This is a genomic window from Rhodovibrio salinarum DSM 9154 (genome assembly GCF_000515255.1).
Classification (GTDB): domain Bacteria; phylum Pseudomonadota; class Alphaproteobacteria; order Kiloniellales; family Rhodovibrionaceae; genus Rhodovibrio; species Rhodovibrio salinarum.
On the sequence record NZ_KI911559.1, the window covers coordinates 3,558,022 to 3,584,155 of the forward strand.

Annotated in this window: 26 protein-coding genes and 1 tRNA gene; 8 read left to right on the forward strand and 19 right to left on the reverse strand. The window is 65.7% G+C overall.

Annotation, left to right across the window (positions count from 1 at the left end; translation table 11 throughout):
• From RHOSA_RS0116520 to RHOSA_RS0116535, 4 genes are all read left to right on the forward strand, one after another.
• The gene (locus tag RHOSA_RS0116520; protein WP_051432235.1) at positions 1–867 is read left to right on the forward strand and encodes an ABC transporter permease; all 867 of its coding nucleotides are present in this window, start codon (positions 1–3) and stop codon (positions 865–867) included.
• Positions 864–1,655 carry an ABC transporter permease gene (locus tag RHOSA_RS0116525; protein ID WP_027289559.1) on the forward strand — a complete coding sequence of 264 codons (792 nt, stop codon included), beginning with the start codon at positions 864–866 and terminating at the stop codon, positions 1,653–1,655. The genes RHOSA_RS0116520 and RHOSA_RS0116525 overlap by 4 nt, the downstream gene beginning before the upstream one ends.
• A 4-nt stretch (positions 1,656–1,659) precedes the next feature.
• Complete coding sequence (locus tag RHOSA_RS0116530) at positions 1,660–2,370, forward strand: cysteine hydrolase family protein (protein WP_027289560.1); 711 nt, start codon at positions 1,660–1,662, stop codon at positions 2,368–2,370.
• A gap of 228 nt (positions 2,371–2,598) precedes the next feature.
• Entirely contained in the window at positions 2,599–3,954 is a 1,356-nt protein-coding gene (locus tag RHOSA_RS0116535) for an aq_1923 C-terminal domain (RefSeq protein WP_037256522.1), read from the forward strand.
• 30 nt (positions 3,955–3,984) lie between these two features.
• Here RHOSA_RS0116535 and RHOSA_RS0116540 read toward each other — a convergent pair whose 3' ends face one another.
• The 7 genes from RHOSA_RS0116540 to RHOSA_RS0116560 form a co-directional block, all read right to left on the reverse strand.
• Positions 3,985–4,227 (reverse strand): hypothetical protein, encoded by a 243-nt coding sequence (locus RHOSA_RS0116540; protein WP_027289562.1) that lies wholly within the window; start codon positions 4,225–4,227, stop codon positions 3,985–3,987.
• 247 nt (positions 4,228–4,474) lie between these two features.
• A complete protein-coding gene (locus tag RHOSA_RS25240; protein ID WP_156092782.1) occupies positions 4,475–4,813 on the reverse strand; it encodes a hypothetical protein in 339 nt (112 codons plus the stop codon).
• Positions 4,814–4,839: 26 nt separating this feature from the next.
• On the reverse strand, positions 4,840–5,277 hold the full coding sequence (locus RHOSA_RS25995; protein WP_081728785.1) for a helix-turn-helix domain-containing protein: 438 nt from the start codon (positions 5,275–5,277) through the stop codon (positions 4,840–4,842).
• The gene (locus RHOSA_RS25440; protein WP_169816644.1) at positions 5,225–5,614 is read right to left on the reverse strand and encodes a hypothetical protein; all 390 of its coding nucleotides are present in this window, start codon (positions 5,612–5,614) and stop codon (positions 5,225–5,227) included. Before RHOSA_RS25440 ends, RHOSA_RS25995 begins: the two co-directional genes overlap by 53 nt.
• Positions 5,615–6,121: 507 nt before the next feature.
• A tRNA-Glu gene (locus RHOSA_RS0116550) sits at positions 6,122–6,197 on the reverse strand.
• 177 nt (positions 6,198–6,374) lie between these two features.
• A complete protein-coding gene (locus RHOSA_RS0116555; RefSeq protein WP_027289563.1) occupies positions 6,375–7,433 on the reverse strand; it encodes a threonine aldolase family protein in 1,059 nt (352 codons plus the stop codon).
• Positions 7,430–7,822: a hypothetical protein gene (locus RHOSA_RS0116560; protein ID WP_027289564.1), complete on the reverse strand. Its 393-nt coding sequence runs from the start codon at positions 7,820–7,822 to the stop codon at positions 7,430–7,432. The genes RHOSA_RS0116555 and RHOSA_RS0116560 overlap by 4 nt, the downstream gene beginning before the upstream one ends.
• 105 nt (positions 7,823–7,927) lie before the next feature.
• Here RHOSA_RS0116560 and RHOSA_RS0116565 point away from each other — a divergent pair, with 105 nt between their 5' ends.
• From RHOSA_RS0116565 to RHOSA_RS0116580, 3 genes are all read left to right on the forward strand, one after another.
• The gene (locus RHOSA_RS0116565) at positions 7,928–8,986 is read left to right on the forward strand and encodes an RluA family pseudouridine synthase (protein WP_027289565.1); all 1,059 of its coding nucleotides are present in this window, start codon (positions 7,928–7,930) and stop codon (positions 8,984–8,986) included.
• A gap of 425 nt (positions 8,987–9,411) precedes the next feature.
• On the forward strand, positions 9,412–10,326 hold the full coding sequence (gene rpoH / locus RHOSA_RS0116570) for an RNA polymerase sigma factor RpoH (protein WP_027289566.1): 915 nt from the start codon (positions 9,412–9,414) through the stop codon (positions 10,324–10,326).
• A 188-nt stretch (positions 10,327–10,514) separates the two neighbouring features.
• Entirely contained in the window at positions 10,515–11,009 is a 495-nt protein-coding gene (locus tag RHOSA_RS0116580) for a YHS domain-containing (seleno)protein (protein ID WP_051432236.1), read from the forward strand.
• 104 nt (positions 11,010–11,113) lie between these two features.
• On the opposite strand, the gene RHOSA_RS23070 is transcribed toward RHOSA_RS0116580, so the two are convergent.
• The 5 genes from RHOSA_RS23070 to RHOSA_RS0116605 all read right to left on the reverse strand — a co-directional run bounded on the left by RHOSA_RS23070 (position 11,114) and on the right by RHOSA_RS0116605 (position 17,881).
• Entirely contained in the window at positions 11,114–12,700 is a 1,587-nt protein-coding gene (locus tag RHOSA_RS23070) for a methyl-accepting chemotaxis protein (protein ID WP_169816645.1), read from the reverse strand.
• Positions 12,701–12,933: 233 nt separating this feature from the next.
• Positions 12,934–13,566 carry a LysE/ArgO family amino acid transporter gene (locus RHOSA_RS0116590; protein ID WP_215905014.1) on the reverse strand — a complete coding sequence of 211 codons (633 nt, stop codon included), beginning with the start codon at positions 13,564–13,566 and terminating at the stop codon, positions 12,934–12,936.
• A 181-nt stretch (positions 13,567–13,747) separates the two neighbouring features.
• Entirely contained in the window at positions 13,748–14,284 is a 537-nt protein-coding gene (locus RHOSA_RS23075; protein ID WP_051432238.1) for a hypothetical protein, read from the reverse strand.
• Between the two features lie 16 nt (positions 14,285–14,300).
• A complete protein-coding gene (locus RHOSA_RS0116600; RefSeq protein ID WP_027289569.1) occupies positions 14,301–16,433 on the reverse strand; it encodes a protein kinase family protein in 2,133 nt (710 codons plus the stop codon).
• A gap of 158 nt (positions 16,434–16,591) precedes the next feature.
• Entirely contained in the window at positions 16,592–17,881 is a 1,290-nt protein-coding gene (locus RHOSA_RS0116605) for an ABC1 kinase family protein (protein ID WP_051432518.1), read from the reverse strand.
• A gap of 342 nt (positions 17,882–18,223) precedes the next feature.
• Between RHOSA_RS0116605 and RHOSA_RS0116610 the strand changes: the two genes are divergently transcribed.
• Entirely contained in the window at positions 18,224–18,874 is a 651-nt protein-coding gene (locus RHOSA_RS0116610; protein WP_027289571.1) for a DUF6064 family protein, read from the forward strand.
• Here RHOSA_RS0116610 and RHOSA_RS0116615 read toward each other — a convergent pair.
• The 7 genes from RHOSA_RS0116615 to doeA form a co-directional block, all read right to left on the reverse strand.
• On the reverse strand, positions 18,871–19,620 hold the full coding sequence (locus RHOSA_RS0116615; protein ID WP_027289572.1) for an SDR family oxidoreductase: 750 nt from the start codon (positions 19,618–19,620) through the stop codon (positions 18,871–18,873). The genes RHOSA_RS0116610 and RHOSA_RS0116615 overlap by 4 nt on opposite strands.
• Before the next feature lie 65 nt (positions 19,621–19,685).
• Positions 19,686–20,414: an ABC transporter ATP-binding protein gene (locus RHOSA_RS0116620; protein ID WP_027289573.1), complete on the reverse strand. Its 729-nt coding sequence runs from the start codon at positions 20,412–20,414 to the stop codon at positions 19,686–19,688.
• Positions 20,411–22,216 carry a branched-chain amino acid ABC transporter ATP-binding protein/permease gene (locus tag RHOSA_RS0116625; protein ID WP_027289574.1) on the reverse strand — a complete coding sequence of 602 codons (1,806 nt, stop codon included), beginning with the start codon at positions 22,214–22,216 and terminating at the stop codon, positions 20,411–20,413. The genes RHOSA_RS0116620 and RHOSA_RS0116625 overlap by 4 nt, the downstream gene beginning before the upstream one ends.
• Positions 22,217–22,220: 4 nt before the next feature.
• A complete protein-coding gene (locus RHOSA_RS0116630; RefSeq protein WP_027289575.1) occupies positions 22,221–23,087 on the reverse strand; it encodes a branched-chain amino acid ABC transporter permease in 867 nt (288 codons plus the stop codon).
• A gap of 44 nt (positions 23,088–23,131) precedes the next feature.
• The gene (locus RHOSA_RS23080) at positions 23,132–24,442 is read right to left on the reverse strand and encodes an ABC transporter substrate-binding protein (protein ID WP_051432239.1); all 1,311 of its coding nucleotides are present in this window, start codon (positions 24,440–24,442) and stop codon (positions 23,132–23,134) included.
• Positions 24,443–24,557: 115 nt separating this feature from the next.
• The gene (locus RHOSA_RS0116640) at positions 24,558–24,833 is read right to left on the reverse strand and encodes a DUF485 domain-containing protein (protein ID WP_027289576.1); all 276 of its coding nucleotides are present in this window, start codon (positions 24,831–24,833) and stop codon (positions 24,558–24,560) included.
• 122 nt (positions 24,834–24,955) lie between these two features.
• On the reverse strand, positions 24,956–26,122 hold the full coding sequence (doeA, locus tag RHOSA_RS23085) for an ectoine hydrolase (RefSeq protein ID WP_051432240.1): 1,167 nt from the start codon (positions 26,120–26,122) through the stop codon (positions 24,956–24,958).
• Positions 26,123–26,134: the final 12 nt, after the last annotated feature.

Below are 26,134 nucleotides of genomic sequence, written 5' to 3' on the forward strand. Positions count from 1 at the left end.
ATGAGGGTCTGGGGTTGGGTGCACCGCCATCGCATCGAGGCGCTCTGCCTGCTGGGCGCCGTCGCCTATCTCGCGATCTTCATCGTGCTGCCCTACGCGAACGTCGTGGTGTTCAGCTTCTGGGAAAAAGAGCTCTATTCGATCCAGCCGGCCTTCTCGCTGGACAATTTCGCCCGCGCGCTCGGCAACGACCTCTATCTCAGCGTGATCCTGAACTCGCTCCAGGTGGCGGCGGCCGTCACGCTGGCCTCCTCCCTGCTCGGCTATCTGCTGGCTTACTACCTGGCTGTGCATGCCCACCACTGGCGCAACCTGCTGTTCTTCCTGCTGATCGTGCCGCTATGGACCAGCTTCCTGCTGCGCGCCTACATCTGGAAGATCATCCTTGGCCGCAACGGCATCCTGAACTCGCTGCTGATGGAGGCGGGGCTGCTCGACCAGCCGGCCTCCTTCCTGCTCTACAATAAGTTCTCGATCGCGCTGGCGCTCACCTACATCTTCCTGCCGTTCGTGGCGCTTCCGGTCTACGCGGCGCTGGAGAAGATCCCCCAGCGCTACCTGGAGGCCAGCGCCGACCTGGGCGCGCCGGCGTTCGCCACCTTCCGCCATGTCGTCTTCCCGCTGACGCTGCCGGGACTGATCGCCGGCGCGACGGTGGTCTTCTGCCTGGCGTTCGGCGATTTCATCACCCCGGCCCTGCTGGGCGGCAGCGGGGACATCATGATCGCGAACGTAATCATCTCGCAGTTCGGCGCCGCCTACGACTGGCCGTTCGGCAGCGCGCTGGCGTTGCTGGTCGTCGCGATCGTGCTGGCGATCGTCGGGCTTTCCACGCGCCTCGCCAAGCTTGATGGGGGGCGCGCATGACCGGGCGACAACCAACGGGCGGACGCGTCTTCGCCGGCCTGGCCGCCGCGATTTTCCTGTTCCTCTACCTGCCGCTCGCGGTGCTGTTCGCCTTCTCCTTCCAGGAGAGCCGGGTGCTGTCGTGGCCGATCGAGGACTGGTCGCTGCGCTGGTACGCCTTGCTGCTGGAGGATAGCGAACTGCAAGGCGCGCTGCTGAACAGCGCGATCGTGGCCAGCGTCTGCGTCGTCGGCACGACCTTGCTGGGCGTGCCGCTCGCCCTGGTGTTGCGGCGCCTGGGCGGCCGGCTCGGGGCGCTACTTGAACGCACTTTCCTGCTGCCGCTGATCATCCCGCAATTGATCACCGGCCTGGCGCTGCTGCTGGTGCTGAACCGGAGCGGCATCGGGCTGTCGCTGGGGACCGTGATCCTCGGCCAGACGATCGTCTGGACGCCGATCGTGATGACCCAGGTCTACGCCCGCCTGCAGCGGGTCGACGCCAACCTGGAGCAGGCCAGCATGGACCTCGGCGCCAACCGGCTGCAGACCTTCTTCCTGATCACGCTGCCGAACATCCGCACCGCGGTGGTCGGCAGTGCGCTGCTCGTCTTCACGCTGTCGTTCGACGAGCTGCCCGTCACCTTCTTCCTCACCGGCGCGCAGAACACCCTGCCGATGCACATCTGGTCGATGCTGCGCATCGGCATCACGCCGGAAATCAACGCCATCGCCAGCCTGACCGTCGGGGTCTCGATCGTGCTGATCCTGATCGGCCTTCGCCTGCTGGCGCGCAACCGGGAGACCTGAGCTCATGCACGATGGCGTCAAGCAGTTCACCGACATGGTGCCCAAGGTCGACCTGTCCGACCGGGATGCCCTGGCGCTGCTGCTCGTCGACCTGCAGTACCACGACGCCTCGCCCGACCATGGCCTGACGCGGGCGTGGGAGCGCGCGGCCCCCGGGTCGATGCGCTACTACGCCGAGCGGCTGGAGACCACCGCCGTGCCGGCGGCCACCAAGCTGCTCGAAGCCTTCCGCCGGGAACGGTTGCAGGTCATACACCTCGTGCTCGGGTCCGACTACCGGGACCTGCGGGACTGTCCGCCGCGCTTCCGCGCCTGGACCCGCAACCTGGAAGCCGCCACCGGGGTCGCGGACGTCTGGTGGTCCGGCAACCCGAACTTCCGCATCCTGGACCCGCTGACGCCGGCGGCGGACGAGACGGTCGTGCAGAAGACCACCAACGGGGCGTTCAACGGCAGCTCGCTCGACAGCGTGCTGAGCCGGATGGGGATCACCACGCTGGTGATCGCCGGGGTGGTGACCAGCGCCTGTGTCGAGACCACCGCACGCGATGCCGCCGACCGCGGCTACCACTGCGTGCTGGTGTCGGAGGCAATGGCCGACTACGACCCGCAGATGCACGCCGCCACCTTGCGCGCCTTCGCGCTCAATTTCGGCCGTGTGGCCGAGACCGCAGACGAGGTGACGGCGGCGGTTCGGCAGAGGGAAGCGATCTAAAACAAGGCCGGGATGGTTCACGCTGAAGATAAATTAACCATCAGCGATTGAGCCGGCCGGCGGTTGGGTGGGTTGCCTGGAAAGCCCCCATGCAATTCAAAGAATACACGTATGCTCTCATCACATGATATTTCACTTTATATTTATACCGCGACCCAAGTATTAGGCATCTGGGGCGCTGGCGACCGGCCCCCGAATCCGATCAATCCTGTATTCTCTGGAGAGACGATGCCTAAGAAATTGCTGCTGGCCGGCGCGGCCGCCTTATTAATCGCTGGCGGTGCTGGCGGCTATCTGGTGTACACCAACCAGGCACGCGCCGAGGTCCGCGCTGCGCTGGACCGCTACCAAGCGCAGCTGCCGGAGGGTCAGATGTTCCGGTACGCGCACGTCGATGTCGGGCTATCGGGCGCAACGCTGAGCGATGTCGAGCACAGCTGGCAGACCCCGTCCGGGACCGTGACGCTGGACGCCGAGGAAGTGACCGTCAGCGATCCGGTCACCGAGGAGAACGGCCGCCTGGTCCGTCTTGGCTCGGTGTCCTGGCGCAACGCCGTCTTGATCGACGGCACGGGACTCCGAATCGAGACGGCCACGGGCTCTGCCGAAGATGTCATCCAGCCAGATACGCTCCGCCCCGGTCATCTGCCCGTCAGCGCGCTGTCGTTCAGCGACATGACCTTGAGCCGGGAAAACGACGACCAACGACTGACGGTCGCCAGCTTCGAGGCGAGCGGCGTTGCCGAGCAGGTCGTCGAGAGCGCAGAGGCGACGGATATCCGCGGCAATTTCGATGAGTCGTTCAGCATCGGCGAAGTCACCGCCTCCGCGATCGACTTCACCGAGCTCGGCAAGCTCGGGCAGAACCCGTCGCTTGCGGAGGTCACCACTGCGCTTTCCGAACGCAGCGCCGGCACCCTCACCTTAAACGACGTGTCGTTCACCAAGCACGAACGCGGAACGAAGCAAACGGCGACCTTCGATAGCCTCAAGCTGAGTCACGAAGCCTCCGACACCGGTGGCATCCTGCTGTCGATCGAAAACCGCGGCTTCACCCTGCCCGTCGCCCCAGACCAAGGATTGGCGGAACTCGATATCGACCAGATCACGGGCGACTTCTCGGCCGCCTACAACTATGACCCCGAAACCGGCGACCTCGCGGTGCGCGATTTCAACCTCGCGGTCAAAGAGCTGGGGACCCTCTCGGGCACGATCGAGGTGAGCGATATGCCCGACCTGCGGACGCTGGACCAGCGCCGGGGCGGCCCCGACTGGAGCGCCTCGCTGCGCGAGGCCAACCTGAGCTGGACCGACGCGGGCCTGCTTCAGAAGACCTATGCCCGGGTGGCCGAGGAGCGCAACGTTGACGTCGAGACCATCCGGCAGGAGGCCGTCCAAGACGTCGACCGGATGCTCGACCCGAAGACCGCCGATCCGATGCGCACCTTCCTGCGCGATGGCGGCACGCTCGAAATCACCGCCCAGCCGCCGAAGCCGGTGCCCTTCCAGGGCATCGTCATGTCCGCGATGATGCGCCCGCAAGCCTTGCAGAAGGGCCTCAATCTACAGGTGTCGGCGCACTGATACCTGAGACGCCCCGCCTCTGAAACACGCCTAAAGCGCCCGGTGGTCCCCCGCCGGGCGCTTTTCGGTGGTCCCGCCGATCAGACAGCCACGTGCCGGCAAAGCCTCCGCCGTGACGCTGGAGGGAATGGCTGCACGAAACAGGGTCATGCAGGTCGTAGCCGCGATCCCTACCATTCTGAGGCCGAGAATCTGTTCGGCCGCGTCATGCAGCATCAGCGCGCGAAGCCCTGCGGTGACGTCGAGCTCGCTCTGATCGAAGATCGAAAACATTCCGCACCTAACCTAATGGTGCAAAGGTAGCAGCGAGATCGAGGTCGCCGGCGAGCCCTACGCGGCCCAAGAGTTCGCGCAAATCAACATCGTGACCATGTCCGAGCACCTCAGCGCCAGCCGTCTATTCGAGATCCGGCGTCTGCGGGAGCCCGCGGTCGACTAGCGCGCGCCGGCGCATGCCCTTCCCCGGCGACGCATAAGACCCCGTCAGGCTGCTCAACCTGGCGGGGTCCTTGCGTTGGCCCTAATCGTCGCCGGCTTTATCAGCCAAGAGACGCCTCACTTCATCATCATCAAGTGAAACCACATTTTCTTGAATGTCTTTCAATCTGTCTTGAAAAAACTTCGCCAAACTCACAAAAGAGTCTAATGACATCGCAAGACGACATGCCACCTCACGACGCTGACCTTCTGTGTCGCTAAACCCCACAGTGTACAAATTCAACTTTACGCCGTTAGGCCCTGCCATAAAGCCGTGAACACCCTCAATGTAGTATTCTGGGTCGCCGCCCGGATGTCCGTAAAGCCTAATCGTCTCTCCGTTTTCTGAGGTTTTCTCATATATAAGCCGATCTGATACCATTGCTAAATCGCCCCTACTTAATCTGCTCAGGTTGACGCGTCGATTTTGACAAATCTCTTTTCACTACCCTGCGATGAAGTATTCGCTGTAAGATTCGCGGTTTGCCTCTGAGCAGATGGGACCGTCGGTTGCTTGGAGTTAGCGTTCTCTCGCGCCAAATCCTCGCATGGCGTAAGGACCAAATTAGGTCGGAAATTCATTGCACGAGCCATGTCAGATACAACTTCCAGCGTTAAATTACTGTTTCCATTCAGCCGCTGCGAGATTACTGATTTATTCAAGCCTAACCGATCAGCTAACTCGGTCTTAGTCAGCCCCTCTCTGCTTTCAGCCCTCTTCTGAAACGCGCATACTAACTGCCGATGCGCATCCATGAGAAAGCGCTGACGCCAAGTCGCGTAGTCTCCGCTATCAGACCTGGACAAGCGAGGCATAGTCGTTCTCCCGGGTGACCTTCGGTTCATCGAGATTAAGGTTGCTCCGATACCTTAGAATAAATTCAATTTCGTCTTTGCAGCCTGCCGATACGTCATTTTTGAATTTCGCTAAGACAATCAGAATGATCTTTGGCTGAACAAACCAACCAAAAAGGCGAACGCTATGACGTTCTGGCTTCGTTTTTAGTTCCCATATGCCGTTTTTCTTGGGCGCCAACCGTCGTACGTGCGCTCCCTCAAAGAGTAACGAGCCTGCAGACCATTCATCTAACAACGCCCTAACGTTCTGGAACGAGTGCTCGTTCGGTCCGTCTTTTCCAAGTTCCTGGGACGAGAAACACCACTCGTAGGCGGATGGGTCCATGTATGCGATCCGGTGTATCTGTTCATCCGGATCCAACCTGGGCTCAAACCGCTCTAGCGTGCCCTCGTCCCATAGATCATAGAGTGTTGGCACAAGTGTCAACCGCCAAAGTTGAAGTTTGGTAAAAACGCAACTGTCAAATTATAGTCGGCGTTCACGCGCCAACCAGTCCGGCAGCCTCACCCAGATCACCCCGGCGCCGACCAGCGCAGCCATGAAAAGCACGGCGTTGATGGCCTCGCTCCCCGTGACCTGCATGAGCGCGTACACAGCTGCGAACCATGCCACGTACACCCCAGCATCACCCATATCGCCGCTTGCTGGCTCAGCCCCATGTCGTCCCCCCGCCGAACTCATTTCGTCCGACAAAGCTACCACCTCAACGCCTAGCTCGCGACCATCGTTCGCGCTGCGCCGGACCGGACAAGCCCGTAAGCTCAAGCACCGCGCTGGTACCCACGGCGCCCGCGGAAACTCAAAATTTAGCAGTTTTCCGGGAAGTAAGCGTGGCGTCCCCTAGGGGATTCGAACCCCTGTTACTGCCGTGAGAGGGCAGCGTCCTAGGCCACTAGACGAAGGGGACACCGGGCGAACGACCACCAACGGGCGGGCTCGTGTCTAGCTGGGCCGTCTCATAACGAAAAGCCCGGGGGCTTTGCAAGATGTATCTGCAAGCGGGCGACAGTTTGTCCGCGCGCTGGCCGGATTGGCCGGCGCACCCACGGCGTCCGGCCTCGGCTGTGCGGGCGCCAGCGCGCGCTTAGGCCGCCTGGGCGGCGTGCCGGCCGGCGGCGTTGAGCAGGGCGTCGACGTGGCCGGGCTCGCTGTTCCAGGACACGACGAGCCGTGCGGTCACACGCGCGCTGCCCGAGTCGCCGCCCCCCCAGTAATAGAAGGTGAACCCCTCCGCGCTCAGCGCGTCCGCGACGCTCACGGGCAGCTCGCAGAACACCTCGTTCGCCTGCACCGGGTGGACCAGCGCGCAGCCCGGCAAAGCGTCCAGGCCGTCGCCCAAGCGGCGCGCCAGATCGTTGGCGTGGCCGGCGTTGAGCAGCCAGACGTCGTCGGCCAGGTAGGCCTCCAGCTGGGCGGAGATGTAGCGCATCTTGGAGAACAGATGCCCGGCCCGCTTGCGCCGGTATTCAAAGCCACGCGCCAGCTCGGGATCGAAGAACACGGCCGCTTCCGCCGCCAGGGCGCCGTTCTTGGTCGCGCCGAACGAGAGCACGTCGACGCCCGCCTTCCAGGTCAGCTCGGCCGGCGTGCAGCCGAGCGTGACCAGCGCGTTGGCGAAGCGGGCGCCGTCCATCTGCACCTTCAGGCCGTGGGCGTGCGCCACCCGCGCCAGCGCGGCAACCTCGTCGGGCGTGTAGACCGTCCCCGCCTCCGTCGCCTGGGTCAGCGCCAGCACGTGTGGCTGCACCGCATGCACGAAGCCCGGGGTGTAGTCGGCGAGCGCTGCTTCCACCGCTTCGGGCGTCAGCTTGCCGTGTTCGCCCGCCAGCGGGATCAGCTTGGCGCCGTCGGCGAACATCTCCGGGGCGCCGCACTCGTCGGTGTTGATATGGCTCTCGCGGTGGCAATAGACCGCGCCCCAGGGCGGCGTCAGGCAGGCCAGCGTGAGTGCGTTCGTCGCCGTACCGGTCGCGACCGGGTAGGCCAGCAGGTGCGCATGCTCGAACACCGCGCGCAGGCGCGCTTGCGCGCGGTCGGTGACGGGATCGTGGCCGTAGGACATCGCCGAACCGGCATCCGCCTGGCTCAACGCCTGCAGCACCTTGGGGTGCGCACCGGAGGTGTTGTCGCTGGCGAAGTTCATTGCGCGTCCTCTCGCTTTCCACCGGGGCGGATCCGACCCAATACCTGGCCGGCGACCGGGTCGACCACGACCAGCTGGTCGCAGCCATCCTGGCTGGGCCCGTCCAACCGGATCGCCAGCGTGCCGCCGCTTGGCACCGCGTCCACGATCCGGCAACTGGCGGCCATGTCCAGGTTCAGGTCACCGAATGCCTGCGTGCCCGCAGCCGAAGCCGGCCGCGGGGTCATCCCGCTGCCACCGGCCGGCGCGGCCGTCTCCTCGGCACTCTCGGGCCCGGTCAGGCGCATGGCGATCGTGACCACCACGACCGTAAGCCCGACCGCGATCAGCACGCCCATGCCGATGACCAGCCCCTTGAGCGCGCGCATGTTGGTATCTTGCTTCGCCATGATTCCCGTGGCTGTACCTGGATAGGGCGTGAATGCCTGTTGCGTGATCGCCTGGAACAGCGGACAGTCCGCGCCCAATCCCTTGGACCCGTGAAGCCGACCGCAATGACCGCCCCTCACCCTGCCGATTTCGACGCGCCAGCCGACGACACTGCAGAGCACGGCCCAGAATCTCCGGACGCGCCGGCGGCGCCCAGTGCGGTGCACAGCGTCGAGGTCGATCCGGAAGCGGACGGCCAGCGCATCGATCGGGTGCTGACGGCCGCCCTGCCCCAGCTGTCGCGCAGCCGGCTGCAGGCGCTGATCCAGGCGGGATGCGTCAGCGCCGATGCGCGGACGATAGCCGAGCCCAAAACCCGCGTAAAGGCGGGCCAGCGGCTGGCCGTGACCGTCCCCCCGGCCGCGCCGGCGGCGCCGGAGGGTGAGGCCATCCCGCTCGACGTCGTCTACGAGGACGCCGCCCTGATCGTGGTCGACAAGCCTGCGGGCCTGGTCGTGCACCCCGCGCCCGGCAACGAGACCGGCACGCTGGTCAACGCCCTGATCGCGCACTGCGGCGATAGCCTGCAAGGAATCGGCGGCGAGCGGCGCCCCGGCATCGTGCACCGGCTGGATAAGGACACCAGCGGCCTGATGGTCGCCGCCAAGACGGACGTCGCGCACCAGGCCCTGGTGGCGCAGTTCGCCGAACGCGAGATCGACCGCGCCTACCGCGCGCTGTGCTGGGGCGTACCCGATCCGGTGCGCGGCCGCCTGACCGGCGACATCGGCCGATCACCGCAGAACCGGAAGAAGATGGCCGTGGTCGAACGCGGCGGCCGGCCCGCGGCCACGCAGTACCAGGTGCTCCGCACGCTGGCCCGCGGGGCGGTTGCCGAGCTGACGTGCAAACTGGAAACCGGGCGCACCCATCAGGTCCGCGTGCACCTGGCAGAAGCCGGGCACGCCCTGCTGGGCGACCCGACCTATGGCCGCCAGCGCACCCGGGTGCTGCGTGAGTTGCCAGAGGCGGCGCAGCAGGCCGTACGAGGTTTCACCCGGCAGGCATTGCACGCCGAACGGCTGGGCTTCGCGCATCCGGACGACGGACGCTGGTGTGCCTTCGAGCGGTCGGTGCCCGAAGACTTGCAGCAAGTGATCGACGCCCTGTCCCGCGTGACTTGAAAGACGCGGCAGAGATTCACATATCTTGTATCCAATGCGTGGAAACACTCGGCGACGCAGGGACATTGACGCCGCGCTTTTTCCCAAAACAGCAATGCCATCAAACCCACACGACACCTAGGCGCGCACGTTGGCTCTGAGTCAACGCTGTGTTGAGCTGCATGTTCTGGACCTTGCCCGGCCATGGGTCGTTAATTGGGGTATAATGGTCTTATAGAGCGCCGCCCTTGGCTGCCTGCGCCAGCGCGCTACGCTTGGCGAACGGCAGTCTGGAGCGAACTACGGCTCCTAGCCGGCCATGGCCTGAGATACCAGTAGGTATTCCACGGTCAGGTCTGCGCCGGTCAACCTGCGGCGTCCGATGGCCTGTGGCCCAGGGCGTCGCGGACGATACTTGGACGAACGCGTGGAGGATCAGTCGGACGATGGCGCAACCCCAGCTTCCCACCGTTCCCAGCGAAGGCAACCTGTCGCGGTATCTCCAGGAGATCCGCAAGTTCCCGATGCTGGAGCAGAACGAAGAGTACATGCTGGCCAAGCGCTGGCGTGAGGACAACGATACCGAGGCCGCGCACAAGCTGGTGACCAGCCACCTGCGTCTGGTCGCCAAGATCGCCATGGGCTACCGCGGCTACGGCCTGCCGCTCTCCGAGCTGATCTCGGAAGGCAACGTGGGCATGATGCAGGCGGTCAAGCGCTTCGACCCGGAGCGCGGCTTCCGGCTGGCGACCTACGCCATGTGGTGGATCCGCGCGGCGATCCAGGAGTACATCCTGCACTCCTGGTCGCTGGTGAAGATGGGCACCACGGCGGCGCAGAAGAAGCTGTTCTTCAACCTGCGCAAGCTGAAGGGCCAGATGCAGGCGATCGACGAGGGCGACCTCAATCCCGAACAGGTCGAGACGATCTCCGAACGCCTGAACGTGCCGGAAAACGACGTCATCAACATGAACCGGCGCCTGGGCAGCCCGGACCATTCGCTGAACGCACCGCTGCGGCAAGACGGTGACGGCGAGTGGCAGGACTGGCTGGTCGATGACGGCGAGAACCAGGAAAGCCGGCTCGCCGACAGCGAGGAGATGACCCAGCGGCGGCAACTGCTGCAGGAGGCGATGGGCGCCCTGAACGAGCGCGAACGCCACATCCTGAACGAACGCCGCCTGAAGGAGAACCCGACCACGCTGGAGGACCTGAGCCAGGAGTACGGCATCAGCCGCGAGCGCGTGCGCCAGATCGAGGTGCGCGCCTTCGAGAAGCTGCAGAAGGCGATGCGCAACGCCGCCAAGGAAGGCCGCCTGCAAAACGCCCCGCAAGCAGAGGCGCAGCAGGCCGCGCGCTAGCCGCAGCCGACGCTAAGCACGCAACACGCTGAAAGAGGGCCGGCTGTCACACGATGGCCGGCCCTCTTTGTATCGTCCCCTCCGCCGCCGACCACGCAGTCGTGATCCCCTGTGTTTTGGCTAACCCCTCGCGTGCGGACATATAGATGGGCAGCTTCGCGTTCACGGCTTGCAGGGAGGCTCCCGCCATGATCCGCGTTTCCACCCGTGTCCGTCTGACACTGGCCGCACTCGTACTGACGGTCGTCGCCGCCTTGAGCCTGATCGGCGGCGCGCGCGCCTTCTTCGGCTCCGACGACAAGACCGCCTATTTCGCGGAAGACGGGATCGCCATCCGCGGCTACGATCCAGTCGCCTACTTCGACCAGGGCGCGCCGGTTAAGGGCAGCGCCGAACACAGCCTGACGTGGCAGGGCGTCACCTGGCAGTTCGCCAGTGCCGCGCACCGGCAAGCCTTCCAGGACACTCCCGAGAAGTACGCCCCGGCCTACGGCGGCTATTGCGCCTATGCGGTCGCCAAGGACCAGCTCGCCTCGATCGATCCGACCGCCTGGCGAATCGTCGATGGCAAGCTGTACCTCAACTACTCAGCTTCCATCCAAGATACCTGGGAAGAGGACATTCCAGGCTATATCAAGCAGGCGGAGATCAACTGGCCCGACCTCGACCCAGCGCGGCAGTAAACTACTTGAGCCATCGCGCGGTCCCCGAACCGACCCCGATAGGCGATCCATGCCCCAGAGGTCAGTTCGGTCGATACAGTTCGCTGCGTAACCTATCGCAAGCTTTACCGGTTGGTCGAAAGGCTGCGGTACAGCTCGGTGCCCTCGACGGCAAGTTGACTGGCCTCGGCCACGGCACTGGAGATCGCATCCAGCTTATCGTTGGTGTCGGAGGTCGCCTGGGTCGCCTCGTTCACGCTGCTGGCCATCTCCCGGGAACTCGCGCTCTGCTCCTCGACACTGCCGGCCACGCTGGAAATGCTTTCCTCCACCGTGCCGACGGCCTTGCGGATCGCCTCCAGCCGCTCGACCACGTTGTTGGTGGTCGTCTGAGCCCGCGCGATCTCCTTGGAGATCTGGTCGGTTGCCTGCGCCGACTGGCCGGCCAGTTGCTTGACTTCCTGTGCCACCACGGCGAAGCCCTTGCCCGCCGCGCCAGCCCGCGCCGCCTCGATGGTCGCGTTCAGCGCCAGCAGGTTGGTCTGCTCGGAGATATCCCGGATCAACTCGACGATATTGTTCATATCCTCCGCAGCCGTGGCGAGCTCGCTGGTCAAGGCGTCGGCACGCACCGTCTCCTCGCGCGCGCCTTCGACCTGCTCACGGGACTGCTGCATACTATCCGAAATCGATTCTGCCGAGCGCTGAAACTCTTCCGCCGCCGCGGCGACCGTCTGCATTGTTTCCAGACTGCGGGCCGAGGTGCCGGCGGCATCCGTCGCCTGGCTGTTAGCAGATTCGATTGCACGGACGATTTTCGACAGGTTCTGATCGACCTGCTGGCCGACTTCGCGCGCCCGCTCCCATCCGGTCACCTTCTCGGTGACATCAACGCCATATTTGATGACTTTGATAACCGCGCCATCAGGATCGAAAATCGGGTTATAGCTCGCCTCCAACCACAACGAACTGCCATCCTTTCGGATTCGCTGGAACTGACCGCTTTGAATTTTGCCAGCCGCCAGCGACTTCCAGAACCGGCGATAGTCCTCACTCTGGGCCTCTTTCTGCGTCACGAAAATCTTGTGATGCTGACCGACGAGCTCCTTTAATGTATAATCGCAAGCCTTCAGGAAATTGTCGTTGGCCCAAAGTATTTGACCATCAGTTGCAAAATGAATCACCGCTTGCGAGCGGTTAATCGCCGCGATTTGCCCCTGCAGTTCGGCATATTCGAGCGTTGTGTCGGTCACGTCCGTGGCGAATTTGACGACCTCGATCGGTGTCTTGCCGTCCCGGCCGAAAATGGGGTTATAGGAGGCCTGCAGCCATACCAAGCCTCCCGTCTTGGACACGCGCTTGAAGAGGCCCGACTGGAACTCGCCGCGCGCCAATCTACGCCAGAACTGCCGGTAGTCGTCGCTTTTCGCCAGCGCTTCGGGGACGAACATGCGGTGGTGATGTCCCACCACCTCCGCACGGCTATAGCCGACGACGTCGAGAAAGCGCTGGTTCGCCTCCTTGATCGTGCCATCGGGTTCGAAGCGGATGATCGCCTGCGAGCGATCAAGCGCGTCGACAATCGCCTTGGACTGGCTGTTAGCGCGCGAAAACATGAACAGGTGCCATTCCTTCATAAGCTGTACGCCGAACCGCGTCGGCCATCTAAACGATCCGGAGACCGCGACCGGCAACGCACGCAGGGCGCGCACCCAGGGCTTCCTGCTCAAAATATTGTGGCTGGAAAGTTTATTTGCCCTTAATGCGGCGCAGAATTCAGAAAAATGGTAAATTGGGCACCTTATGCCCCTGTCCCAACGTTTCTGACCGGGCGCGCCCGGAGGCATGGGCACATCTCCCCAAAAGGACACCCGGCTCCAGTTTAGGCGACCTTGCGGCGTTAATGGACGGCGGAGAAAACGCCAACAACCCGATTCGGGTCCGTCTAAAACCCCCGGCTCCACAACAGCGTGCCGGCGATCGTCCAGAGCACCAAACCGATCACCAGATCGATCCCCCGCCAGACCTTCGGCCGGGCCAGCACGGGCGAAAGCCATGCCGCGCCTGCCCCGAGGCCGACGAACCATACCGCCGAGGCCAGGATGGCGCCGCCGGTGAACACCACGCGCTGGTCGGTGGGGAACTGACCGGCGAGGCCGCCCAGCAGCACAACGGTGTCCAACCAGGCGTGCGGGTTCAGGATCGAGAAGCCGAGCGTGGCCGTCACGATCGCCCGGGTACTGAGGGCGTCTGGCGCATCCGCCGTGTTCAGGGTTTGAGGCTTCAGCGCGTTTTTGAGCGTCAGCCCGCCGTAGACAATCAGGAAGGTAGCACCGCCGTAGACTGCAAGTTTGGTGAGGATCGGCGAACTCGCGACCAACGATCCCACCCCCACCGCGCCCAGCATGATCAGCGCAGAATCGCACAGTGTGCAAAGGACCACGACCAGCGCCACGTGGTGCCGGCGCAACCCCTGGCGTAGCAGGAAGGCATTCTGCGCCCCAATCGCGACGATCAGGCCAAGGCCAATGCCAAAGCCTTGCCATCCGGCACCCAGTAGCGGGAGCAGGTCGCTCAAGACGCTCACCTCCTCAAGGAAGCCCGACCGGGCGCGATATCATCCAACAGACGTCCAACCTTGGACCAGATCGCGACATCAGGCACCGAACGCGCGACCGTGGGCGCTGTAACACGCCAAACGGGCTCGCGCCAGAATTGCGAGCCATACGTCAATCAAAAGAGCGGTCTAGCGGCGCCCGTCAGCCCGCTGTGGCAGGCGCCGCATCGTGCTCGTCCAGGCCCGCCGCCTTGACGTCGGCCGCAACCTCCGGCCCCCAGTCCTTCTCCAGCGCTTCCTGCTTCTTCTGCAGTTGCCGGATACGCCGGGCGGTTGTCCGGGCGTGATAGGCGCGCAGCACCGGCGGCAACAAAGCAAACAGCAACCACCCAACCGCAGCCGCGCCATAGGCGGCAAGCCAGGTGACGGGATCCGACATCACCCATTGCGCGGAAGCGACGTCATGCCCCCTGTTCCAGACCTCGAGCACGGCGGGCAGACTGCCGGCCAGGTTCAGCAGGCAGACCGAGGTTGCCAGCGCCCGACCCGGCTGACGGTCGACCAGCCAGGCGGCCAGGGTCGGCATCATGCAGACCACCAGCACCAGCGTCGTCGGCAGCAAGACGGCCGCCGCTGGCAACAACAGCACAATCAACGACAGCGAACGCCAGAGACGCCGCCCGCCCGGGTGCGCGGACGCCTGCCGTGCGGCCGACTTGGCAGCTGGCCGGCGGCTCATGGGTAAACCTCCCTCATCATAGGGCGTAGACGATCGAGACCAGCATCACGATCAGCCCCGAGGTGATCGCCGAAACGGCGGTGGCGACCGACCGCGTGGACCGGGCAACGTTGGCGGCGCTGGTCAGTCCGCCTTCCTCCAGCCAGGCGATATCGCGGGCAAGCTGACCGTACTGGGCCTTGGCGTGCTGAAAGGCCTCCTTGTCGCGCCGACGCAGCTCCGGGTCGGCAGCGGCCGCGCGCAATTCCGCCAGCGAGCCGGATTTCACCGCCCGTTCGATCCGGCGCTTCACCTTCTCCCGGACCTGCCGGTTGTGCAGCGAGTCGGTCAGCGGGGATAGCTGGCGGGCCACCCATTCGCACAGGGCGGGCAGTTGGTCCGGCCCGTAGCGCCGCTGAAGATCGGCCAGCAAAGCAACCACGGCCTGCGCACGGTTGGCAGCGCTCGGATCGCCCAGTCCCTGGATCAAGCGATCGGGCGCCGGCTTCATGTTGGCCCCACAGAAAGCGGCGACGTGCCGATCGACCGGGGAGGCATCGGGAACATCCTGCTCGGCCCGGCGCTCCAGGGCGGGAAGCAGTTCTCCCACCTCGCAGACATAGGATTCAGCTAGCAGCGGCGACTGACACGGCCACCCCGGATTGTATTCGTACAGCACGCGTTCCATGCCATAGCCCGGCTGGTCGCGTTCGATGTACCAGAGCATCCGCTCGAACTGCTGCAACACCTGGGGGTGATCCGGGCGCTGCTGTGGTTGCGCCTCCAGCCAACGCTCCGGCAACTTGCTGCGCAGCACCTCGATGAAGGCGGTGCGTCGGTCGCGGTTCTCGAAGCCGAGCGCGAACGCCTGAGCAATGGCGTCGACCCGGGCAGCGAAGCCGCGCAGGCGGATCGGCCCGGCCGGGTCGAGGGTGACGAGCGCGCGCGCGAGCGAGCGGTCGTCGCCGCCGTCGCCGAACTGCGTACTCGCCAAAGCCGCCGCGAGGGCCTTGCTCTGCTTCTCATCCGGCAGGCTGCGCTCAGCCCAGCGCACCAAATCACCGGAGGAGAGGACCCGCAGCGCTTCGGTCCAGTTGTTGGCCAGGGCATGAGCCAGCGACGGCGCGGTCCAGTAATCCCGGCCTTGGAACGTGAAAGCCCGGCGCGCCTTGGTCGGCAAGGAGGCCTGCTTGGGGCTCTGCCGGCGACCGTTCAGCCAGGTTTCCAGTTGCTGCAACGTCCAGCGTTCGTCGACCCGGTCGCAGAGCAAGCCACGCAGCGGCTCCATCAGGGTCAGCGAGACACGTGCCTGCCCCATCAGGGCGGCATAGCTGCCCTTGGCAATCTTTTGAGCGACGATCGTCGCCGGATCGGCCTTCGAGAAGGGATCGTTGCCGCGCAGAATCAGCGCCATCAGGACGCCAAGCGCATAGAGATCGTCGGTGATCGTACCAGCCCCCCGCCCCACCGCCAGGGCCTGACCACCATCGATCGGCTCATACACTGCGGGCTGGGTCATGCCGGCGGGCGCGCTCGCGCATTCGCCCAGCATACAGGGGCCATTGCCGGCGTCCGCACAGTAGACATTCGCGGCGGAGATCGCCCGGTGGGTCAAGCCGCGGGCATAGACTTCCCGCAACGTACGGTACGCTGGGCGCAGCACGCGCTCGACCAACTGGTCCTCGCGCATCGTCGGGATTTCATCACCACTGGGGGCCAGCACCGGGTCAACCGGGCGATCGTAGCAGATGGCGTAGCGCCGTTCGCCGCCCCCCCACACGACCGGGCCCCAGTCGATCGGGATCATCAAGGCCACGCCGCGCACCTTGGCCAGACCGTGCAACGCTTCCAGGCGCGGCGGCACCTTGGGGTCGCAGATCAGCACGAACACCTGCTCGGTCGGCGTTCGGCTGTCACTCGCCGCGAAAGCTTGCGCGGTCGGCCGGTCCAGCTCCGGCAGCCGGGTGGTCAGGTCGATCGTGATGTGCTTGCCGAGATGCGTCTCGCGCGGGCCACCTTTCGTGGCGCCGGACTCCGGGCGCGCCTTTTCGGCCTTGGGCTTGTCCGCCTTGGGCTGCTCGCGCTTGGGCGACTCAGCCGCGGCGTCCGTGGTGCCGTCAGTGGCTGCAGCCCCCGTGCCCGCCGTTTCTTTGGTTGCCGCCTCGCTCATCCGCTTGCCCGTTCCCAAAACGCATGACGGGCGACAGCAGGTCACCCGTGCGCTACTCCGCTGGGCGCATGGAAGCAGGGGAACGAAAAGATATTGTTAACGGCACCATTGCACGGGTCGCGTGTGGTCGGGCCGGGTAACACATCGGCCCGACCAGCTCACACGGGCCGCTCCAACCCCACGCGATCCAGGGCCATGGCCTGACGTTCGGCGAGCCGGTCGACGTCGAAGTCCTGGATCAGCTCCTGGAACAGGCGGTGCCAATTCACTTCCGCCTTCAGATGCATGAACACCGATCCCAGGCCGATCGCCGCGCGGTCCATCAGGACGAACTCGCGCGGCGGGCGCACGCCGCCGAGGCGCTTGAGCTCGCGGTGGACCTTGTTGACCAGTTCGGCGCCCTCCTTGATCGAGTCCCCCTTCTGGATCGGCTGCACCCGGTCCTCCAGCAGCGGCCCGTAGAGGTAGCGCGCCCACATGTTGAGCGTCTCCAGCACGTCATCGTTCAGATCGGAGAAGCCCCAGCATGTGTAGGCCTCGCGCGCCAACGCGTCGTCGTTCCGCTGCAATGCGTGGTAGAGGTCGATCACCCCCTTCACGAAGGTCGGCGAGAACACGCGGATGCAGCCGAAGTCCATCAGGTTGATCGACTGGTCTTCCGGGCGGACGGTGTAGTTGCCCAGGTGCGGGTCGCCGTGGATCACACCATAGTAATAGAACGGCACGTACCACGCCCGGAACATGTTGTAGGCGACGCGGTCGCGCTGCGCCTGATCGGCGTGGTCGCGGATGAAATCCATCAGCCGCGCCCCCTCGACCCAGGTCATCGACAGGAGTCGCTTGGACGACAGTTCCGGCACCGGCTCCGGCACCTGTACGCCCGACTCCTCGTTCAGCATGTCTCGGTAGAGCGCCATGTTGCGGCGCTCGCGGTCGTAGTCGGTCTCCTCGCGCAGACGCGCGGAGAGCTCCTGATAAATCTCGCTGGTGTCGATCGCGTTGTCGTAGCGCCTGTAGATCGACAGCACCCAACGCAACTGGGTCAGGTCCGCTTCCACGGTCGACTGCATGTCGGGGTACTGCAGCTTGCACGCCAATTGACGGCCTTGCTGGTCGACCGCGCGATGCACCTGCCCCAACGAGGCGGCGGCGACCGCTTCGTGGCTGAACTCCTGAAACTGCTTGCGCCAGCCGGGGCCGAGCTCGCTGGTCATCCGGCGCTTGACGAACGGCCAGCCCATGGCCGGCGCGTTGGACTGCAGCTGCTGCAGCTCCTGGGCGTATTCCTTGGGCAGCGCCTCGGGAATGGTGGCCAGGATCTGCGCTGCTTTCATCAACGGACCCTTGATGCCGCCCAGCGCCTGGCGCAGCTCGCCGGAATGCTTGAGGGAGTCGAGTTCCCGTCCCAGGAAGCGCTTGCCCGCCATCTGCGTGACCACGCCGGCCATCGACGTCCCAACCTGGGCGTAGCGCTGCACACGCCGGCCGAACCGGCCCTCCTCGTAGTCGCGCCCGCTTTCCCGCCGCGCCGCGCTCTCCGCGTCGTCGTAGTGGGACGCGTCATACAAGCCCTCGGCCGGCGTCTCGGATGCACGGCCGGACGTTTCGGTATCCGTGTGGGTTGGGCGGGTATCGCCGCGGCTGTCGGCCATCGCTGGTCTTTCCCTTTTGCGCCCTGGTAAATTGGCTGGCCAGGGCCGCTTGTCCAGTCGTCCCACTGCGGGCGCGCGCCCAGACGCAGATCCTACCGCTGCCAACCACGACCAACACCGAGCGTCCAAGCGACAGCCATGCTGCTGCCCTACACCATCGAGGTCTTTTTCGCGGCGATGACGCGCTACAACGCCGACCACGCAGTCTTGGTGGCGTTGCTGGCCGTGCTCAGCGCAGTGGCATTTGGGCTGGCCGTCCAGGGCACACGCGGGGTCTGGCAGGACCGCTGCGTCGGCGCCCCCCTGGCCGCGGGGGCGCTGATGAGCGGCTGGGCGCATCAGGGCGGGATGATGGCGGACCTGAACTTCATGGCCGCCGTTTATGCCCCGGTGTGGATCGCCCAGGCGGCGCTGCTGGCCGCCGCGCTGATTTTCCGGCCGCAGTTGCAGTTCACCGGGCCGGCCGACGTCGCGCGCGTTGGCGGGCTCGCGATCGCTGCACTCGGCCTATTCGGGCACCCGCTAACGCTGCTGGCGCTCGGCACCGCGCCCGGCAGCCTACCGCTTGCCGGCAGTGCACCGGACGCCACGACGATGCTCACGGCCGGGCTGCTCGCCGCCGCGCATGGACCCCGCTGGCTGCGACTCTGCCTGCTGCTGGTGCCGCTCGCCTGGGGCGGGGTCGCGGGGACCAGCGCCTATCTGCTCGCGTTCCCGCTGGACTATGCCGTGCCGGCGGCAGCGCTGGCGGCCGTCGCACTCACCCTGGCGGGACGCCGTCGCGGCTAGACGCAGCGTCCGCCGTCGACCGGCAGCACGGTGCCGGTGATGAAGTCGGCCTCGTCGCTTGCGAGATACAGCGTGGCCTTGGCGATATCCTCCGGCCGCGACAGCCGGCCCATCGGCACGGTGGCTTCGAATTTCTTGCGGTTTTCCGGCGTGTCGGGAACGCCCATGAAGGATTCCAGCAGCCCCGTCTCGCCCATCACCGGCGCAAGCGCGTTCACCCGGATGCCATCGGGCGCCAGTTCGACCGCCATCGACTGGCTCAGCAGGTTCACCGCGCCCTTGGAGGCGTTGTACCAGGTCAGCCCGGGACGCGGGCGCACCCCGGCGGTGGAGCCAACATTGACGATGACGCCGAAGCCGCGTTCGCGCATCTTCGGCACCACGGCCATGGTCATCAGGTAGATCGACTTCACGTTGACGTCGAACACCTTGTCGAATTCGGCCTCGCCGACCTGGAGCATCGGCTGGTTCTTGTGGGTGTAGCCGGCGTTGTTGACCACCGTGTCGACCGGCCCGAAGGCGGCCTCCGTCTCCGCGACCATGCGTTCGATATCGGTCTGCTTGGTGACGTCGCCCTGAACCGCGATGGCGCTTGCGCCGATCTCGCCGGCGACGCGTTCGGCCGTCTCGCCGTTCAGGTCGGCGACGCAGACCTTCGCGCCTTCCTGGGCGAACAGCTTGGCGATCGCCGCGCCGAAACCGCTGCCCGCCCCGGTCACGATGGCGATCCTGTTGGCTAGCCGCATGATGCGTTGCTCCCCTGTCTTGCTGTTGTCGGATCTTGTTATTGGGTTCGGACCTTAGGACGCTATCAGCTTGCCGCTTCAGTGCCGAGATAAAGCGCGCCGATATCCTGGCGGTCGCACAGGGCCGCCGCCCCGTCTTGCAGGCGCACGCGGCCACTATCCAGCAGCACGCCGCGGTCGACGTAGCCGAGCGCCTGCTTGGCGTTCTGCTCCACCATCACCACCGCCGTGCCGGTCTCCCGCAGCCCGGCCACCATCTCGAAGATGCGCGTGACCAGCGCGGGCGCGATCCCGGCCGACGGCTCGTCCAGCAGCATGACCGACGGCTCCGGCATCAGCGCGCGGGCGAGCGCCAGCATCTGCCGCTCGCCGCCCGACAGCGTGCCGGCGCGCTGGTCCAGGCGCTCAGCCAGGCGCGGGAACAAATCACCCAATTCGGCGATCCGGGCCCGCCGACGACGGGCACTCAGCCGCACGCCACCGATCTCCAGATTCTCGCGCACGCTCATCGAGGTGAAGACGTTGGCAACCTGCGGCACATAGCCAAGGCCGGCAGCAGCCAGCGCCTCCGGCTTGCGACCCGTCACCTCGCGTCCATCGAGCCAAACCTTGCCGGCGGAGGGTGCGACCTGCCCGGCAAGCGCCTTGATCAACGTCGACTTGCCGGCCCCGTTCGGACCGAACACCAGGATCTGTTCGCCCCGGTCGACCCGCAGGTCGATCCCGAACAGGATCTGCAGCTCGCCGTACCCAGCCTCCAGCCCGGCGACGTGCAGCAACGGCGCGTCCGTCATGCCGTCTGGCTCCCGCCCAGATAGGCCTCGATCACGGCCGGGTTTTGCTGCACCTGCGCCGGGGTGCCCTGGGCCAGCACGCGGCCCTGGTGCATCACGATCACCTGGTCGCACCAGCGCATGACCAGATCCATCTCGTGCTCCACGATCAGGAAGGAGGTGCCCTGGCGGTTCAACTCGCCGATCTGCGCGAAGATCTCGCCCGCCAACGTCCGGTTCACCCCCGCCGCCGGCTCGTCGAGCAGCATCAGGTTCGGCCGGCGGATCATCTGCCGGCCAAGGTCGAGCAGCTTGCGCTGGCCGCCCGACAGGTGCGCGGCAGGTTCGTCGCGCAGCCGGGCGAGGTTCAGGAAGGCCAGCACCGCCTCCGCCCGGCCGGCGATCTCCTGCTCCAGCGCCCGGCGGCCGGCGATCCGCAGCCAGGCGGTCGCCAGGCTCTCGCTGCGCGCATCGGCGCCGGCGACCATCAGGTTTTCCCAGACGGTCAGGTGCGCGAACAGGCGCGGGTTCTGAAAGGTGCGCGCGAGACCGGCGTGCGCCACCGCCTCCGGGACCAGCCCGGTGACCGACCGGCCGTCGAGCTCGACACGTCCGGCATCCGGGCGCTGGACGCCGCTGATCAGGTCGATCATCGTCGACTTGCCAGCCCCGTTGGGTCCGATCAGGCCGGTGATCCGCCCGCGCGCGAGCTCGAAGCTGGCACCGTCGACCGCCGTCAGGCCGCCGAAGCGCTTGTACAGGTCACTCACGCGCAGGATCGGTGCCGTATCGCTGGCGTCCTGGACCGGTTCGGCTGGCGCGGCGGCCAGCGCCGGCACCGTTCCGTTGAAAGCCGGTGCCTTTCGCGGCTTGTCCGGCCAGACCCCGCGCGGGAAATAGCGCACCACCAGGATCAGCAGCAGACCAATCAGGACGAAACGCAGGGACGGCACGAAACTGGGATTGCCGGCCGCCAGCTCGCTCAACCCCGGCACCGCGTCCAGGAAACGCGTGCCCTCCCGGATCGCGATCAGCAGGAAGGCGCCGACCAGTACGCCCAGGTGGTTGCCGGTGCCGCCTAGCAGCATCGCCAGCCAGATCTGGAAGGTCACGATCGGCACGAACTGGCCGACGTGCACCACCCCCAGCGAGTGCGTCCAAAGGCTGCCGGCCAAGCCGCCCAGCGCACCGCCGATCACCAGTGCCTGCAGCTTGGTCCGCGCCGTGCGCTTGCCAAGCGTGCGGGCCGCCAGTTCATCATCGCGAATCGCGCGCAGCAGCCGCCCGAACGGCAGCTCGCCGGCGTGCCGAACGGCCCAAACCAACGCGCCCACGATCACGATGCAGCCCAGCAAGTAGGCGTACGCGTACAGCTCGCCCGGCACGTAGGTACCGAGGCCCGGCTGCGGCACCTCGGTGATGCCGAATTCGCCGCGGGTCAGCCAGGTCTCGTTCGACAGGGCGTAGCGCACAACCTCCGCCATCGCGAACGTCGCGACCGCGAGATAGTGCGTACGCAATCGAACCGCCGTCACGCCGATCAGGAGCGCAAGCCCCCCGCCGATTACCCCGGCCAGCACGAACCCGGCAAGCCACGGCAGGTCGAGCCCGATGGCGTACTGCGCCCCCGCCTCTGCGTAAGCCGTGGACCCCGGCGGCGGCAGGGTCGCAAGCGCGCTGGTGAACGCCCCGACGGCGAAGAAGGCGACGTAGCCGAAGTTGAGCACCCCGGCGAAGCCGAACTGCACGTTCAGCCCGACCGCGAGCAGACCGTAGATCAGCCCCAGGGTGATCAGCGAAGTGGCGAAGGCGAGCAGGTCCATGGCCTCAGGCCCGCCCGCCCATCAGGCCGCGCGGCCGCGCCAGCAGCACCGCGATCAGCAGCACGAACGCGAAGGCGTAGGCATAGTCGGCGGAGACATAGGACGCCCCCAGCTCGACCCCGAGGCCAACAATCAGCCCGCCCAGCATCGCGCCGTAAGGGCTGCCGATCCCACCCAGCAACACGGCGGCAAACACCACCAGCAGGAAGCGCCAGCCCATGTCGGGATCGAGCGTGACCTGCGTCACCGCCAGCAGGATGCCGCCAAGCGCGCCGATTGCCGCCGACAGAAACCAGGTCGCGGCCAGCACGCGCGGCGCGGCGACCCCGGCGGACCGGGCGAGCGCGGCATCGTCCGCCACCGCCCGCATGGTCTTGCCCAGCATGGTCCGGCTCAACAGCAGATGCACCAGCGCCATGGCAAGCAGCGCGAGTGCGATGGTCACCACCTGTTCCTTGGGCACGAACACCCCCGCGACATCCCAGGGGCGCAGCAACGGTAGCGGGAAGCGCAGCGGGTTGGCCCCGGCCAGCATACGCACCGCATTGTGCAGCACGAACGCCACCCCGACGCTGGTCACCAGCAGGGGCAACAAACCGCGCTGCATCAGCGGATCGAACGCCAGCCGGGCGATCAGCACACCGGCCGCCCCCACCGCGACCACGCTGACCAGCCCGGCCAGCGGCAAAGCCAACCCGGCCCCGACCAGCGCCAGCGTGGCGTAGGCGCCCAGGGTCAGAAACTCGCCATAGGCGAAGTTGATGAACCTGGTCACGCCATAGGACAGCGTGAGCCCGACCGCACTGACCGCGATCGTTCCGCCCAGCGCCAGGCCATAGACCAGCGTCTGCAGGAAGGCGTTCAGGTCCATTCCGGAATCCGCGAGAAGAGACGGCCGGCTAGAGACGAAGGGCGTCAGTCCAGCGCATCGGCGGCGATGGTGGAGACGGTGGTCCAGCTGCCGTTCTGCACCTGGCGGATGCCGAAGGGGGCGGTGATGTTGCCCCAGGCGTCGAAGTCGATCGGACCGACGAGACCGTCGTAATTCACCTCGCCACCGTCCCGCAGCACCTGGGCACCTTCGGTATAGCCATGAACGACGGTCTTGCCGTCACCCGGGTTGGCAACCTTGTCGATGTTCGCCGCGATCGTGGTTCGGCTGATCTCGCCATCCTTCAAATGCGCGCGCAGCATGGCGAGCGCGACCACGTTCATCGCGTCGAAGGTGTTGGTGGCGAAAATCTGCGGGTCCTTGCCGGTGGCTTCCTGGAACCGCTGCTCGAAGGCGCGGTTGCGCTCGGCGCTTTCCTCCGAGGCGACCTCCTCCAGACCGTAGATACCTTCAACCAACTGCGCCCCGGCAAGCTCGATGAAGTCGGCGTTGGTCTGGTCCTGGGTCACAAACCAGCGGCCCTGATAGCCCGCCTGAAAGGCGTTCGACATGATCCGCGCGGAATCCTCCGGCGTGCCGACCAGAACGATCGCGTCCGGCTCGTTGGCCAGCGCGCTACGGACTTCGCTGCGGTAGCTGGGCTTGCCGGGGGTATAGGTGATCGTCTCCGCCAGCGGCGTCCCGTGGCCCTCGAACGCCCGCACGATCGGCTCCTTGAAGGAGATCATCGCCGGGGCGTTGCCGACCAGCAGCACCGGCTTGTGCGCCGGCGCGTCGTCCACCAGGTATTGCGCATCCGTCGCCGCGCGCGCGATCGCGCGGCCACCCAGGCTGTCGGAAGGAACTGTACGAAAGCAGACATCTTCGCACGCCCGGTCGAGCGCGGTCGTCCCGGCGGTGGGCGAGACCATCGGCACGTCGTTCTGCAGGATTGGCTGGCGCGCACCGGCGAAGGACAGCGATGTCGGGCCGACGATTGCCAGGACGTTGTCGACGTTGACCAGCTTCTGCGCGGCGGTGGTGCCGGCGTCGACCACCCCCTCGGTATCGCCCTGGGTAAAGACGATCTTACGCCCGCCGATACCACCCGACTGGTTCACCTCGTCGGCGATCATCTGCGCGACCGGCTGAACGTTGCTGCCGACCCAGGCGTACTGCCCGGTGAACGGCAGCAGCAAACCGACGTTGAGATCGCCGTCCTGGGCGTGCGCTTGCGGGGTCAACGCCCCAAGCGTACCGGCGGCAACCAGACTGGCGAGCCCAGCGAACGCGCCAGCCCGTTTCCAAGCACGCCCAAACGCGCGTGCACGTCCCTGCGTCGACGACCGCATCATCGAAAGCCTCCCCCGTTATGGTTTCTTCTTACGCGTGCCTTATGGCTTGGAAGGCACTCTAGCCGGCGGGGGAGGCGTTGAGAAGCCAGCGAGCGCTATGTGCGCGCTTCCAGAATCAGGCGACGAGAACCGAGAACAGGAAACCGCCAAAAACCAGCAGTATTAGGCCGGCCAGCACGATGTAGACGCCGAAGATCAGCGCGAGCATCGGCATCGCCAGCGCCTTTTCCGTGCGCCGCAACGCCGTCAGCCCCGGCGACTGGGCGATATCGGGCGCACTATGCCCGGTGTCGAGGAGCGAGTCCTTGAGCCCGCGCAAATCGTCCAGGGCGCGCCGGAGCACCCCCGGACGCCCGGAGCCCTGCGCGACATCCGCAGCGTGTACCGTCATCTCGATCGAATCCCCTTATCAAGGCACCCCTTATATGCCGATCGGGAGCGGGGTGCACAACGCCGACGCTCTTTACGATTCCATGACATTCTCCGGCAAGCCCGAACCGTCGAGGCCGACGATCAGCCGCGGGTGACCAGGTCCGCAGGCGGCTTGGTGAAGAACGACTGGCAGCCGTCCTCGGTCACCTGGATGGTTTCCGACAGGCCCACGAGATACTGATCCTGAACGCCGTAGATCCAGGGCAGCAGATGCAGCGTCATGCCCGGCTGCAGGTGCGTGTTCTCGCCGCTCTTCAGCGACAGGATGTAGCCCTCGTCCCAGCTGGGCGGAAAGGCGATGCCGATCGAGTAGCCGGCGCGGGTGATCAGATAGCCGCCCAGCTTGTTGTCGTTGATGATGTTGTGATTCAGCTGGTCGATCTCGCCGGCCGTCATGCCCGGGCGGATCGCATCCAAAAGGTGCGCGCGGGCCTCCTTCACGATGCCGGTCGCCTGGCGCACGACCTTGGGCGGCTCACCGGTGAAAACGGTGCGCATCATCGCGGTGTGGTAGCGCCGGAAGCAGCCGCCCACTTCCAGGAACACGATCTCGTCCCGCTCGATCTTGCGGCCTTCCCAGGTGGCGTGGCCGATCAGCGTGCGCGGCCCGCTGGTGACGTAAGGCAACACCGCCGGATACTCGCCGCCGACCTTGAACATCGCCGCGCAGATCTCCGCGGCGACCTCGTTTTCATAAACCCCGGGCGCGGCGGCGTTCAGCCCCGCTTCCATGCCCGCTTCGGTCGCGCGGGCGGCATGGCGCATCACCGTCAGTTCTTCCTCCGACTTGATGACGCGCCCCTCCTCGACGATGCCGAAAATGTCGACGAAGCGGGTGTCCAGGAAGGTCGAGCGCATCCGGTCCTGCTGATAGGCCGGGAAGAAGTAGCTGTTGCGCTCGTAGCCGATCACCTTGTGGTCGAGACCGAATTCCTTGAGCGCGTGCCACAGCGTCTCGATCGCATCGCCCGTGTCGGAATAGGGCCGGGTCAGTTCGACCCAGGTGCGCGCGTGGACGTTGGTCTCCTCCAACAGACGGGTGATCATGAACGGCTCACCCTCCAGCGGCACGATAAGACACTGGAAGTAGGAATAGCCGGTGGTCTGATACTCCGTCAGATAACAGAGGTTTTCCGGATCGGTGATCACGGCGACCTCGATGTGCCGTTCGGCCATGCGTTCGCGTAGCTCGCGCAGCCGCCGGGCGTGCTCGGCCATCGAAAAAGTCATGTCGTCACGATCGCGCACCGCGGTCTCTCC